Origin of the sequence: Rheinheimera sp. 4Y26 (assembly GCF_025245835.1) — a bacterium.
GTDB lineage: Bacteria > Pseudomonadota > Gammaproteobacteria > Enterobacterales > Alteromonadaceae > Pararheinheimera.
Map to the genome: position 1 here is coordinate 224166 of NZ_JAOBWS010000005.1, position 14444 is coordinate 238609.

The window sequence follows — 14444 nt, forward strand, 5'->3', positions numbered from 1 at the left end:
AGCAAATAAATGAGCAAAATCTGAAGCAGTGCCAGCGCTGCACAGTTAAACACTTTAGCAATACCCCACAAATTTTCTGACTTAAGGTTGTTTTAAGTATCAGCGGCCAGAATCACTACCATAGCCTCAAAGCAGGAGTTGATGATGGTGGCACTGCAGTTTCAGTTGAGTTCCGAGTTAAGTCCTGAGTTAAGCAGACCACAGGGGCAGGTTTTGCAGCCGCGCCTGTCAGATCAAACCACAACAGGCTCAGGTAATGACAAAGCAGCGCAACTCTTGTTACTGAACAAGGATGCTGCGCAGCGCCATTCGTTACAGCAGTTTATTGCCGATGGTTTTCACCAGGCTTACGGCGCCAATGTGCAGACTTTTATGCCGGATCTCCTGGCGGTGCAGGCCAGAGGTCAGTGGCAGGCCGTCCTTGGCGTGCGCAGTGGCCAGAATCAGTCCTTGTTTGTTGAGCAGTATCTGGATGCTGATATTTGCACTGTATTGCGCTCGGCCGGTATTCAATGCAGCAGAGATAGCCTGGTTGAAATTGGCAATCTGTATTCGGCCAATCGCCAATACACTCTATTGCTGTTTGTGGTGCTGGCTTATGCGTTGTATCAGCTGGGTTATCGCCAGCTGGTATGTTGCGCCACCACTCAGGTGCAGGATTTATTACAGCGCCATGGTCTGGAGCTGACGTTTCTGGCCGAAGGTGACGCCAGTCGCCTTGGTGACAGCGCACTTTCCTGGGGCAGTTATTATCAGAGTCATCCTAAAGTCTGTGCGCTGGATTTAACCCAGGCCATGGCGCTTATCAGCAGCTCGCCAAGGCTACTGGCTTTACCCCATCAATACTGGCCATCTTTGCACGCCACTGTAACTGGCCTCAGCCTTGAACAAAAATCTGCAGCCCCGGTAACAACAACGCCGGTGCATGATCTTTCAACTATCAGCAAAGGCAAATGTGCATGAAACTGAATTTCCCAGCCACGGCCAAACTAACCGACGCCATCAGTGGTGAAAGTCTGGATTTGAATCAGTTGAGCGCCAGAGTGACAGAGTGGCAACAACAACTGCAGGCATTCGCTGCCAAAAGAGTATTGTTGCTAAGCCCCGGCAATCTGGAATGGGCACTACTGGATTTAGCTTGCCTGGATAGCAACACCTTGCTGGTGCCAGTGCCCACTTATTTAAGTGAGGCGCAGCTGCAGCATATTCTGAATTCCGTAAAACCTGATTTGATTTTCAGCAGTAACGAGCTTTTCCTTGATGGTTTCCGGCAGGTGGGCAAATTCCATAATTTATATGCTTATCAGTATCAGAAGGCCTTGCAGCCACTGCAGTTGCCAGCTGATTGCCAGAAAATCACCTTTACCTCAGGCTCTACCGGTACACCAAAAGGAGTGTGCTTATCGGCTGCTACCCAGCTGCAGGTAGCACAAAGCCTGGTGGAGCGTATTGCCATCAAAGCGCCGCGTCATTTGTGTTTACTACCATTGAGTACCTTACTGGAAAATATCGCCGGAATTTATGCACCTTTGCTGGCTGGTGGCGAAGTACTGCTGAGCGATGAATTCCAGCGTGGTTTTCATGGCAGCAGCCTGGCAGAGCCGAAAAAATTATTAGACCTGATCAGCAGTACCCAACCACAAACGCTGATTTTAGTGCCAGAGCTGTTACAGCTGTTAGTGCAGGCTTGTCAGCAAGGCTGGCAGCCGCCGGCAAGCCTGTTATTTATTGCAGTGGGCGGTGCTGTGGTGGCGCCACAACTGCTGGCTCTGGCTGCCAAAGCCGGTTTGCCGGTGTATCAGGGTTATGGCTTAAGTGAATGTGGCTCTGTGGTTGCCTTATCAGAAGTCAATGCTGCAACGGCCAGCCTGGAAGATTTGGCCAGTGTGGGCAAGCCGTTATCGCACCTGCAGGTAAAACTTGTTGCCGGCGAACTTTGGGTCAAAACGCCGTTTTTAGGTTATTTGTCGGACTTTACCGGACAGACGGATGCTCAGCCTGATGTTTTGCCAGGGGAGCAGCCACAAGCCCGGCAACAAGCAATGGCCGCAGATGAAACACAAGGCTGGGTAGCCACAGGTGATTTGGCCCTGATGCTGTCTGATGGCCGCTTGCAAATTAAAGGCCGCAAGAAAAATCTGCTGATTTCAAGTTTGGGCCGCAATATCAATCCGGAATGGGTGGAAGCCGAATTGTTAAAAAATGGCTTGTTGCAACAAGCGGTGCTGGTCGGCGACGCCCGGCCTTATTGCAGTGCTTTGTTGTATTGTGCAAACCCTGCCATCAACAACAGTCAGATAAAAAACTGGCTGGCCCAGGTGAATGAAACTTTGCCTGATTATGCCCGGGTGCAGCGTTTTTACCGCCTCAGCACGCCTTTATCTGAAACAAACGGCACCTTAACTGCCAATCAAAGACCAAAACGTTCCCAAATTGCCGAACTGTATCAAGCGCAAATTGCCGCGCTTTATACCAATGATGCTGTTACCGACAGCGTTCAATCCGATTTAGTTGCGCCAGCATCAGCTGCTTGTTGAACCCAGGAGTTGTTTATGAGTTTTCATCAGAAGTTAATTGAAGCCACTGCCACAGAACGTGACTATTTACTCAGTGCTCCTATTATCCACCGCTGTTTTTATGGCGACATCACACATGATGATTATGTGGCCTTTTTGCAGCAGGCTTATCACCATGTTAAACACACTATTCCGCTTTTGATGTCAGTGGGCGCTTTATTGCCCGAATCCAAAGAATGGTTGCGTGAAGCAGTGGCCGAATATATTGAAGAAGAGCTGGGGCATCAGGAATGGATCTTAAACGACATCGCCCGTTGTGGTTATGACAAAGAACAGGCGCGTGGTAGCAAGCCGTCTTTTGCCACTGAAATGATGGTGGCTTATGCCTACGACTCAGTGCGCCGCATTCATCCACTGTGTTTTTTTGGCATGGTGCTGGTGCTGGAAGGCACGTCCACTGCACTTGCCGACCAGGCTGCCGGTGTAATTGCTGAAAAGCTGCAACTGCCGAAAAAAGCCTTTAGTTATTTAAGCTCGCACGGCGCTTTGGATCAGGAGCACATTAAGTTTTTCAAAAGTCTGATGGACAAAATTGATGATGAACAGGAGCAGCAGCTGATCATCCATGCCGCTAAAAGGTTTTACCGCCTTTATGGCGACATTTTCTTCAGTCTGGACGCCAATCACGGCATCAGCAAAATGCCACAAGCGCAAGCGGCGGAGCTTTGAAGATGAATATTCAGGATAAAACCATAGTCCTCACAGGCGCCACCGGCGGCATTGGCCGTGCCATTGCTGCACAGCTTGCCGCCAGGGGCGCCAGATTGATTCTGGTCAGCCGTGACAGTGAAGCGCTGCTTCGGCTGCGTCAGCAACTGCCGGGCCAGCACAGAGTGTTCAGCGCTGATGTCACGGACTTGCAGGCGCTGCAAAAACTGCAGCATTTTTGCCAGCAGCAGGGCGCTGTGCATGGCCTGATTAACAATGCCGGTATCAGCCAGTTTGCACTTTGTGCTGAGCAGGATTATGCCGCGCAAATCAAACTGAACCTGCTGGCACCTATGCAGCTGTGCCAGCTGTTATTGCCGCAGCTGAAACAACAAAACGACGCTTTTATTGTGAATGTCGGCTCAGCTTTTGGCAGCATAGGTTACCCGGGTTATTCAGGTTATTGCGCCAGCAAATTTGGCCTGCGGGGTTTTACCGAAGCGCTTAGGCGGGAGCTTGGCGCAACAAAGGTGAAGGTGCTGTATTTTGCCCCCAGAGCCACCAATACCGCTATTAACAGTGCGGCAGTGGTAGCGATGAATCAACAACTGGGTAATCAGATGGACAGCCCTGAGCTGGTGGCCAAAGCCTTGTTAAAACAGCTGGAAACAGCACAAAGCCGGCGTTTTTTAGGCTGGCCCGAGCAACTTTTTGTCAGGCTGAATGCAATTTTCCCGGCGCTGGTTGATAAAGCGCTGCAGAAAAAACTCGCGGTGATTGAAAAGTACGCCAGCGGCCGGACTTAACCGCAGAGCCAGATACTTGCATACAACAGATTTTAACTGGTTTTAACAAGGCTCAATGACTGGGCAAAGAGGTAACAATGAATACTGTAAACAACAAAAGCCGGGTGAATTCCCTGTATGGTCGTTTGAATAAAGGTTTAAGTGCGCTGTTGTTGGTGGCATCTGTGCTGGGAAGTCCGGCGCTTTGGGCTGATGTGCTGAGCGATATTGCACCTTTGCAGCAACGCTGGGCCGAAATTAACTATCAGCTGGATGAAGACAAACGCGAAAAAGCTTTTACTGAGTTAGTGGCTAGTGCCGACCAGGTGGTGGCTGCCAATGCCGATAAAGCCGAAGCTTATATCTGGCGTGGCATTATTAAATCCAGTCTGGCCGGTGCCAAAGGTGGCCTTGGCGCTTTAGGCGTGGCCGAAGAGTCTAAAGCCGACTTTGAAAAAGCGCTGGCGCTGGACGCCAATGCGTTACAGGGCTCGGCTTATACCAGTTTAGGTGTGTTGTATTTTAAAGTGCCAGGCTGGCCTATTGGTTTTGGCAGCAATAAAAAAGCGGCGGAGCTTTTAAATAAAGCATTAACAATTAACCCGCAAGGTATTGATCCAAATTACTTTTATGCGGAATTATTAGCAGATAAACGCGACTATTCCAAAGCAATGCGCTATCTTGAACAGGCTAAACAGGCACCAAAACGGCCGGGCCGTGAGAGTGCCGATGCCGGTCGTCAGCAGGAAATTGCCGCACTGATGGCCAAGGTGGCGAAAAAAATAAAACACTAAAAGTTGTAAGGTAAAGTTGATGCGGATATTGCTGGTTGAAGATGACATGGATTTAGCGCAGGGCCTGCAACTTGCGCTGCGTGAGCAGGGCTTTACCGTCAATCAGGTGTCACTGGGCCAGCAGGCGCTGGCCTCTATCCGCAGTCAGGACTGTGATGCCGTGGTGCTGGATTTAGGTTTGCCCGATATCGACGGCCTGGATGTATTAAAAATCACCCGGCAAAAATACGCCAAGTTGCCGGTTTTGGTACTCACAGCGCGCGATGGCGTGGATGACAGGATCCGCGGCCTGGATTTAGGCGCCGATGATTATCTGGTAAAACCCTTTGCCATGTCTGAGCTTTTTGCCCGCCTCAGAGTCATTGAGCGGCGGTTAGGCACGGCCAGCTCGCACCTTATCCGTTTGCAAAACGTCGAGCTTGACGCCACAGCCCATCAGGTCGCGGTGGATGGCGCTGTGCTCAGTTTATCCAGACGCGAATATATGCTGCTCAAAGTGCTGATGGAATCGGCCGGTCGCATTAAAACCCGCGAACAACTCGAAGCCAGTTTGTATGCCTGGGGCGAAGAAGTGGCCAGCAATGCACTTGAAGTGCATATCTCCAACCTGCGGAAAAAACTGCCCAAAGACTTTATTAAAACTGTACGTGGTGTGGGTTATAGCGTGAGTCCGGCATGAGTTCGATTCGCCGTTATCTGGTGACTATGTTGATTGCGATGCTGACGCTGACCAGTTTTATGGCGGCGCTGCATAGTTATCGCGAAAGTATCAGCCGGGCGGACCAATTATTTGATGATGATTTACAAATGCTGGCGGCGAGCCTGTTGCCATCTTTTGCCGATACCACCACTGATAGGGGGCAGCCTGAAACACAGGTCAGCAGTGTGGTGCAAATCTGGCGTGGCAATACACTTTTGTACCGCTCTGCCAATGCGCCCGAATACAAAATTCAGGCCCCTGAAGGTTACAGCGAACAAAATTTTTCCGGTCAACGCTGGCGCACCTATCTGCAGCTGGTACAAAACGCCGCTAGCCCGGAAGCCGCTGCCGGTGCCGGAGTCTCTGCAACAGCCCTGACTGCGACTGAGCCCCTGACGGTGTTGGTGGCACAGCCGCTCAAACAGCGCCAGCAACTGGCAGAAGAAGTGGTGCTGGCGTCTATTTATCCGGTAGTGCTGAGTTTACCGCTGCAGGCACTGTTGATTTGGTTGGCGGTCAGCAAAGGTTTGTCACCGCTGTTAAAATTTGCCGAGCAGCTATCGGGTAAAAAAGCTGACGATTTAACGCCGGTACAACTGGCGCAAGTGCCAGCTGAACTGTCGCAGGTGCTTGGTACCACCAATCAGCTGCTGGTCAAACTCAGTGATGCATTTGCCCGGGAAAAACGTTTTGCCTCTGATGTGGCGCATGAGCTGCGTACACCGCTCAGTGTATTGCAGGTAAACCTGCACAATGCCATTGCACAGTGGCAACAGGCCGGTGTTGCTGATCCACAAGGTTTAATGCCGGCGCTCCAGGATGGTGTGCAGCGCATGAGTCAGCTGATTGAACAAATTATGTTGCTCAACAGAACCAATCCGGAGCATTTTAAAGCCAAGCTGCAAAGGATGGATTTGGCGGCCTTATGCCGTGAGGTCATTGCCGAGCTTTATCCACAAATTCTGCAAAAAAATCAGCAGGTGGAACTTTGTGGTGAGGTTCATGTGCCATTGATGGCTGACACTTTTGCACTGCGCTTAATGCTGGTGAATCTGCTGGGCAATGCCATTAAATACACACCTGCCGAAGGCGAGATCAAGCTGACGCTGGCAACAGAGCACAGGCTGGTAAGACTCACCCTGGAAGATTCCGGCCCTGGCATAGATCCAAGTGAATATCAGCGCGTATTTGATCGTTTCTACCGGGTAGGCGGCGACCGGCATCAGTCTGGACAACCAGGCTCAGGTTTGGGGCTGGCTATTGTGAAAGAAATTGTGGCATTGCATGCTGGCAGCTTAACCCTTGGACCGTCGGATTTTGCTTCAGGACTTAAAATAACAGTGGAATTGCCTCAGTGAAGCCAGAGCGTAAAAGCTTAGTGCACAAACTTTATCTATTCGGGCTTTATTCGCTCGCCATATTCGGCTTGCCTGTTTATGCCGAACTTTTGGTATTGCAACTGCAGCTTAAAGATCATCTGTTTAGTCCCACCACCCTTTATGTGCCAGAGGGCGAGAAGGTCAAACTGGTGATCCATAACCAGGACAGTACGCCGGAAGAATTTGAAAGTTTTAGCCTCAACAGGGAAAAAGTCATTTTAGGCAACAGCAAAGGTGTGGTGTTTATCGGCCCGCTGCAACCGGGTGAACATGCTTTTGTCGGTGAATATCACCCCGACAGTGCCCGCGGCACCCTGATTGTGCTACCCAAAGCACAATGGCAGGCGCAGCAACAGGTCAAGGAGAGCGGCGGTGCTGATTAACACTGTGGTGATGTTTTTACAGGAGTTGCTGCCGGCCTTGTTATTGCTGAGCACATTGTTGGTGTGGCAGGGCGCAAGGTTAAGGTTTTTATTGCCAGTGCTGCTGGTGGCAACTCTGTTTGGTTTGCTGCTGATTGCCAGCCAGTTTAGCCGCATTTCAGATTTTGCCTCGGGCTCAGGCCTGGAGCTTTTATATATCTGCTGTTATCTGCTGACTTTTTTCCTGTTGCTGCTCAGTGTGGCTTGTGCAGAAAAACCACATTGGTCGGCACGGCTGGCAGGTTTGGCTGTGGCGAGTTTGCTTTGGGTCAACGGCAGTAATCTGGTGTTGTTTTTATTTGTCTACGAGCAAAACCTGTTTGCCTCGCCGGCGCTGTTGCTGGGAGCCGCCCTGGGGCTTGGTATTGGCCTGAGTGTGGCCGTGCTTTGGTATCAGCTGCAGTTTGAACTGGCAGGGCGCTGGCGTGTTTTTTACCAGCTGAGTTTATCCTTGCTGGCTGCCCGGCAAATCAGCATGGCGGTGATGTTGCTGGTGCAAACAGATTGGCTACGCAGTGGGCCGCAACTTTGGAATAGCGAATGGTTGCTGTCTGAGGAGTCGGAGTATGGCCACTTTTTTAATGCGTTATTGGGATATGAAGCAACACCCGGCCTGATGCAACTGGCGGGATTTGTGGCTGCTTTTTTGCTGCTGTTGTGGCAAAGCCGTCACCTGGAGGTACAAAAATGAGACTGGGACTGGGATTACTGTTGCTCCTTTGCGCCGTGCCGGCCTGGGCTGATGGTCGGGTGGTCGACAAAGTGTATCATCCTTATGTGCAGCCGCTGGAACGCGAATTTGAATACAGATTTGCCTATCAGAAACAAGCTGAACATCCGGACAATAACGCCATGGCACAAAAACTTGGTTATGGTTTTTCCATCGCTGAACGGATGGCGTTTGAGTTTTATGTGATTGCCGACCGGGTAAGCCCGGAAGATTACAAGCTCAGCGGTTATGAACTTGAATTGCGCTGGATGCTGACAGAGCAGGGCCAATACAGTGCGGATTGGGGCATGTTGTTTGAGCTGGAGCGGCAAAATAACTCGGATAATTATGAATTTACCAGCGGCTTGTTGATGGAAAAAGAGTTTGGCCCTACCAGCTTGACGCTCAATGGTTTACTCGTGTACGAATGGGGGCAGAGCTTAGAGTCTGAGCTTGAGACCGAATTTCGTTTGCAGTATCGCTACCGCTGGTTGCCGGCTGTGCAGCCTGCCATCGAATTTTATGCCGGCGAAAATTACCGGGGGGCGGGCCCATCGATGATGGGGGTACACAAATTCAGTGGTTTAGAGCAGTTAAAATGGGAATTTGCGGTGATTTTTGCCATTGATGCTTCCACTGTGAATAACACTTTGCGTTTTGCGCTGGAGTACGAGTTTTGAGAAAAACCCTACCCGGATCTAACCTTGTGCAGCCTTAAGAAATTGTTAAGGTAAAACACGCAAACTCCAAAAATAATAAAAATATCGGGGTTGTTATCTTGTCTGAGTTGTTATCTGCCGGCGCGGCTGCGCCTGGTGCCGTCGCTTTATCCAACACTGCTTTAGCCGCAGCACATCCATCTTTATCCTTCTGGCAGCGTGTTATCGGGCCTTACCTTTTGTATCTGAGATTTATCTTGCTGGCGCTGGCGTTTTTATCTTTGAGCCGGCTGGTGCTTTTTGCCTGGCAATGGCAGCGGGTTGAACAAAGCGGCGCGCCACTGTGGTTATTGTTGCAGGGGCTGCGGGCTGATTTGATTTTGCTCGGGCTGATGCTGGTTGTGCCAATATTGCTGGCGCCTGTGCTGGCGCGTAAGCAATGGCAGGGACTGTGGCAAGGTTTTAGTTTGTGGTGGCTGATGCTGATGCTAAGCCTGCTGCTTTTTGTGGAACTCTCCACGCCGGCTTTTTTGCTGCAATATGATGTCAGGCCAAACCGGCTTTATCTGGAATATCTGAAATACCCCAAAGAAGTGTTCTCAACCCTGTGGTATGGCTTTCGCGCACCGCTGCTGCTGGGCGTCAGTGCCACAGCAGTGCTGTTATATGGTGGCTACCGTTATTTACGCTCTGGTCTTGGCAGCACAAAGTGCTCCTGCAACAAAACCTTGTGGTTAAGCTGGCCTTTGGTGGTATTGCTGGTATTTATTGCCATTCGTTCCACCACCCAGCACAGGCCGGCCAATCCGGCCATGTTCGCCATCACAGGCGATGCTATGGTCAATTCGCTGGTGATAAGCTCGCCCTATTCGGTACTTTATGCCGCTTACAGCATGCGCCATGAAGCCAGCTCCAGCGCGATTTATGGTCAGTTAACCACAGATGAGATGCTCAGGCGTGCGCTTGGCTGGCCCTGGCATCAACAGTTGCAGTTTCACGATGCCACACTTCCAACCTTACATCAGCAGCAGGCCACGGCAATCCGGCAAAAACCGCTGAATATTGTCATCGTACTGCAGGAAAGTATGGGCGCCACTTTTGTTCAATCCTTAGGCGGCGAGCCGGTGACGCCAGAGCTTGAGCAACTGAAAGCGCAGGGCATCTGGTTTGAACAAATGTACGCCACAGGCACCCGCTCGGTGCGGGGCATTGAAGCCGTAGTAGCTGGTTTTGTGCCCACACCGGCACAAAGCACAGTCAAACTGTCCAATAGCCAGCATAATTTCAGTACCCTGGCCTCTGTGTTAAAAAAACAGGGGTACCACACTCAATTTATTTATGGTGGCGAGGCGCATTTTGACAATATGCGCAGTTTTTTCACTGGCAATGGTTTTAGCGACATTGTCGATTTTTCCAGAATCAACAAACCACAATTTGTTGGCAGTTGGGGCGCCAGTGATGAAGATTTATTCCGCAGCGCGCATCAGCAGTTGCAGCAGTTACACCAGCAAGGCAAACCCTTTTTCAGCCTGATTTTTACCTCGAGTAATCATGAGCCTTTTGAGTTTCCGGATGGCCGTATAACCTTGCATCAGCAGCCTAAAGCGCAGGTGAATAACGCAGTCAAATATGCTGACTGGGCCATGGGGCAGTTTTTTCAAGCCGCGCGGCAATCTGACTATTGGCAGGATACGTTGTTTTTAGTGGTGGCCGATCATGACAACAGGGTGTATGGCAATAACCTGGTGCCAGTAGAGAAATTCCGTATTCCGGCGTTGATTTTAGGTGGGGCAGTAAAGCCTGAGCAAATTCAGCCGCTGGCCAGTCAGATTGATTTGGCGCCCACTTTGCTGTCGCTTGCTGGCGTGTCGGCTTGTCATCCATTCACCGGACGTGATTTTAGCCGTGACAGCCAAAGTCCTGGCCGCGCTTTATTGCAGTTTGATCAATATTTTGCCCTGCTGGAGCAAGATAAAGTGGTGGTACTGAAACCGAATCAGCAGGCGGTCAAAGGCCGTTATGATGCCAGCAATAAAAGGTTGGAGCTGGTGAGTGACGCTGTGACTATTGATGAGAAAAACCGCGCTCTGGCTGAGGTGCAACTGGCATCTTATTTGTACCGGGAACAAAAATATCAGGACAAACTAAGCTGCAATAAAGGTTAAACCGCGCCATCCGACCTGTTTTGCAGCAGATAGTCTCAACTCTTTTGTTGTTCCCGGTAAACTTCAGTTAAATAACAAGCTGATGACCCAAGGGCCCGGTGCTAAGCCGGGAGAACAACAAACCAGAGATAGATCCCGGACTCAGATGAAAACAAAACTTTTAATATTAAGCGCTTGCTGGTTTTTGGCGCTGCCGGCAACGGCTAAAAGCGAAAGTGCTGCCAGCAACGATCGGCAAATTGCCGCCGATGAAGTGGTGGTGACCCAACATAAAACCACAGTGAATGACAATTCTTTTCCTTACAGCGCCACCACAGGCACCCAGCCGGTGTGGAATGACGAGGGCAAAGCCGTCGCTACTGTGTTTTACACTTATTACCAGCGCACTGACATTAAAGATAAAAGCAAAAGGCCGTTATTAATTTCCTTTAATGGTGGCCCGGGCTCAGCCTCGGTCTGGATGCAGATTGCTTACACCGGCCCTAAAGCGCTGAATGTCGATAGCGAAGGTTATCCGCTGCAGCCTTATGGCACCAAACAAAACCCTTATTCTGTGCTGGATACTGCCGACATCGTGTTTGTGAATCCGGTGAATACCGCTTATTCACGGGTGTTGCCAGGTAAAGACGGCAAGATGATGAGTAAAGACGAGCAGGCCAAAATGTTTTTTGGTGTGAATGCCGACGTCAAATATCTGGCTGAGTGGATCAATACTTTTGTCACCCGCAACGAGCGCTGGCAGTCACCTAAGTATCTGATTGGTGAAAGCTACGGCACCACGCGGGTTTCTGGCCTGGCACTGGCGCTGCAAAATATGCAGTGGATGTATTTAAACGGTGTGGTGCTGGTCTCCCCAACCGAAATTGGTATTAAACGTGAAGGTCCGGTGGATGTGGCCAACCGTTTACCTTATTTTGCCGCCACCGCCTGGTATCACAAAAAGCTTAGCCCTGAGCTGCAGCAGCTGGATTTAATGGATTTACTGCCGAAGGTTGAAGATTTCACCATCAATCAGTATCTGCCAGCCCTGGCTAAAGGTGCTTTTATCAGCGCTGAAGAAAAAGACCAGATTGCCCGTCAGGTAGCGCAATATGCCGGTTTATCACTGCAAGCTGTGCTGCAGAATAATCTGGATATTCCAAACGACTTTTTCTGGAAAGAGCTGCTGCGTGACCGCGGTCAAACTGTTGGCCGGTTAGATTCACGTTATATCGGCATCGACAAACGTGATGCAGGGGATAGTCCGGACTTTAATGCGGAGCTGACATCCTGGCTGCACTCTTTTACCCCGGCCATAAACCATTACCTGCGCACTGAGCTCAATTATAAAACCGACGTCAAATACAATATGTTTGGCCCGGTAAGGCCATGGGATAACAGCGACGACAACACAGGTGAGAACTTACGTCAGGCCATGGCACAAAACCCTTACCTGAATGTGATGATCCAGTCGGGTTATTACGACGGCGCCACCAACTATTTTGACGCCAAATACAGCATGTGGCAGTTAGACCCTAGCGGTAAAATGAAAAACCGCCTGAGTTTTAAAGGTTATCGCAGCGGCCATATGATGTATCTGCGTTATGAAGATTTAAAACAGTCGAATCAGGATTTACGCGACTTTATTAACGCCACTTTGCCGGCCCCTGATCAAGCAGCAAAATATTAAGCCACTTTAATTGGCTGAATAGACCAGGGCTGCCATTCGGGCAGCCCTTTTTATTTGCTGCAGCTGTAAACTGTGCTAACAAAAAACGGCAAAGGCCAATACGCTACTGGTCAGCGCTTTTGTTGCTGTTATAATGCGGCCAACTGATTTTTTTCTTCCTTTATTTTTGTCGACACACAAGGATCTGATTTATATGGCGGACATCGAAACACGCCCCACCAATTTTATCCGGCAAATTATTGATGCCGATTTAGCTTCCGGCAAACACAACACAGTGCAAACCCGCTTTCCGCCTGAGCCAAATGGTTATCTGCACATTGGTCATGCCAAGTCGATTTGTTTAAATTTTGGTATTGCTGAAGATTATCAGGGCAAGTGTAACCTGCGTTTTGACGACACCAACCCGGAAAAAGAAAACATCGATTTTGTAAACTCTATTCAGAACGACGTGAACTGGCTGGGTTTTCAGTGGGATGGCGTAGTACGTTATTCTTCTGATTATTTTGACGCTTTGTATGGTTATGCCGTTGAGCTGATTAATAAGGGTCTGGCTTATGTCTGTTTTTTAAATGCCGAAGAAATGCGCCAGTACCGTGGCAGCTTAACTGAGCCAGGCAAACACAGCCCATACCGAGACACTTCACCTGCTGAAAACCTGGCGCTGTTTGAAAAAATGCGGGATGGTGGTTTTAAAGAAGGTGAGTGTTCGCTGCGCGCCAAAATTGATATGACATCACCATTTATCTGTATGCGCGACCCGGTGATTTACCGCGTCAAGTTTGCCCATCACCACCAGACTGGTGACAAGTGGTGCATTTACCCTATGTACGACTTCACGCACTGTATTTCGGATGCGCTTGAAGGCATTACCCATTCACTTTGTACACTGGAGTTCCAGGACAACCGCCGTTTATACGACTGGATTTTGGACAACATCACCATTAACTGCCACCCGCAGCAAATTGAGTTTTCCCGTCTGAACCTGGAATATCAGGTGATGAGTAAACGTAAGCTGCACACCCTGGTAGACGGCGGTCATGTGTCTGGTTGGGACGACCCGCGCATGCCAACCATTGCCGGTTTACGCCGCCGTGGTTATACACCTGCGTCTTTACGTGAATTTGCCAAACGTATTGGTATCACCAAACAAGACAATATGATTGAAGCCAGTGCGCTCGATGCCTGTATCCGTGAAGACTTAGATGCGCATGCGCCACGTGCTATGGCGGTGATTGACCCGCTGAAAATTACTTTAAGCAACTATCCGGCCGACAAGATTGAATGGCTGGAAGTGCACAATCACCCGAAAGAAGAAGCCATGGGCAGCCGCAAGGTACCCTTTGGCAAAGTGATTTATATCGACCGTGCTGATTTCAGAGAAGAAGCCAACAAAAAGTACAAACGGATGGTGACAGGCGGCGAAGTGCGTTTGCGTGGTGCTTATGTAGTGCGGGCAGACGAAGTGATTAAAGATGAAGCCGGCAATATTGTTGAGCTGATTTGTAGTTACGACCCGGACACTTTAGGCGTGAACCCGGCCGATGGCCGTAAAGTACGGGGTGTGATTCACTGGGTGGAAGCAAGCCAGGCCAAGCCGGCAGAGTTTCGCGTCTACGATAAACTCTTTACCGTGCCCAATCCTGCGGCGGAAGAGGACTTTATCAGTGTAATTAACCCGGCGTCTCTGACCATCAAACATGGTTTTGTCGAGCCAAGTCTGGTTGATGCCAAGCCAGAGCAGGCCTATCAGTTTGAGCGGGAAGGTTATTATTGCGCCGACAATAAAGACTTCAGCAAAGACAAGCTGGTGTTTAACCGCACTGTAGCACTGCGTGATACCTTCTTCGAAGATTAAAGCGCACAGCTAAACCTGATAAAAAAACCAGCGTATTGCTGGTTTTTTTATGCCTTTGCTCTGAAGAAGCCGTCGGCGCTGCA

General features: G+C 50.0%; 13 protein-coding genes. All 13 read left to right on the forward strand.

Annotated features, from left to right (window positions below; all coding sequences use genetic code 11):
• Positions 1 to 141: 141 nt before the first annotated feature.
• A complete protein-coding gene (locus N3Z11_RS08975; protein WP_260656829.1) occupies positions 142 to 963 on the forward strand; it encodes a thermostable hemolysin in 822 nt (273 codons plus the stop codon).
• Positions 960 to 2537, forward strand: coding sequence for an AMP-binding protein (locus N3Z11_RS08980; protein ID WP_260656830.1), 1578 nt, complete (start codon positions 960 to 962; stop codon positions 2535 to 2537). Before N3Z11_RS08975 ends, N3Z11_RS08980 begins: the two co-directional genes overlap by 4 nt.
• Before the next feature lie 15 nt (positions 2538 to 2552).
• Positions 2553 to 3245, forward strand: coding sequence for a TenA family transcriptional regulator (locus N3Z11_RS08985; RefSeq protein ID WP_260656831.1), 693 nt, complete (start codon positions 2553 to 2555; stop codon positions 3243 to 3245).
• Positions 3246 to 3247: 2 nt separating this feature from the next.
• Entirely contained in the window at positions 3248 to 4030 is a 783-nt protein-coding gene (locus N3Z11_RS08990; RefSeq protein WP_260656832.1) for an SDR family oxidoreductase, read from the forward strand.
• A 77-nt stretch (positions 4031 to 4107) separates the two neighbouring features.
• The gene (locus N3Z11_RS08995) at positions 4108 to 4803 is read left to right on the forward strand and encodes a tetratricopeptide repeat protein (RefSeq protein WP_260656833.1); all 696 of its coding nucleotides are present in this window, start codon (positions 4108 to 4110) and stop codon (positions 4801 to 4803) included.
• 19 nt (positions 4804 to 4822) lie between these two features.
• Entirely contained in the window at positions 4823 to 5482 is a 660-nt protein-coding gene (locus tag N3Z11_RS09000; RefSeq protein WP_260656834.1) for a response regulator, read from the forward strand.
• Positions 5479 to 6861, forward strand: a complete 1383-nt coding sequence (locus N3Z11_RS09005) for a sensor histidine kinase (RefSeq protein ID WP_260656835.1) — start codon at positions 5479 to 5481, stop codon at positions 6859 to 6861. The genes N3Z11_RS09000 and N3Z11_RS09005 overlap by 4 nt, the downstream gene beginning before the upstream one ends.
• Positions 6858 to 7265, forward strand: coding sequence for a cupredoxin domain-containing protein (locus N3Z11_RS09010; protein ID WP_260656836.1), 408 nt, complete (start codon positions 6858 to 6860; stop codon positions 7263 to 7265). The genes N3Z11_RS09005 and N3Z11_RS09010 overlap by 4 nt, the downstream gene beginning before the upstream one ends.
• Complete coding sequence (locus N3Z11_RS09015; RefSeq protein WP_260656837.1) at positions 7255 to 7995, forward strand: hypothetical protein; 741 nt, start codon at positions 7255 to 7257, stop codon at positions 7993 to 7995. Before N3Z11_RS09010 ends, N3Z11_RS09015 begins: the two co-directional genes overlap by 11 nt.
• Positions 7992 to 8693, forward strand: a complete 702-nt coding sequence (locus N3Z11_RS09020; RefSeq protein WP_260656838.1) for a hypothetical protein — start codon at positions 7992 to 7994, stop codon at positions 8691 to 8693. Before N3Z11_RS09015 ends, N3Z11_RS09020 begins: the two co-directional genes overlap by 4 nt.
• Positions 8694 to 8791: 98 nt before the next feature.
• Positions 8792 to 10837 carry an LTA synthase family protein gene (locus N3Z11_RS09025; protein WP_260656839.1) on the forward strand — a complete coding sequence of 682 codons (2046 nt, stop codon included), beginning with the start codon at positions 8792 to 8794 and terminating at the stop codon, positions 10835 to 10837.
• A gap of 145 nt (positions 10838 to 10982) precedes the next feature.
• Positions 10983 to 12506 carry a S10 family peptidase gene (locus N3Z11_RS09030; RefSeq protein ID WP_260656840.1) on the forward strand — a complete coding sequence of 508 codons (1524 nt, stop codon included), beginning with the start codon at positions 10983 to 10985 and terminating at the stop codon, positions 12504 to 12506.
• A 193-nt stretch (positions 12507 to 12699) separates the two neighbouring features.
• Positions 12700 to 14361 (forward strand): glutamine--tRNA ligase, encoded by a 1662-nt coding sequence (glnS, locus tag N3Z11_RS09035; RefSeq protein ID WP_260656841.1) that lies wholly within the window; start codon positions 12700 to 12702, stop codon positions 14359 to 14361.
• Positions 14362 to 14444 lie beyond the last annotated feature (83 nt).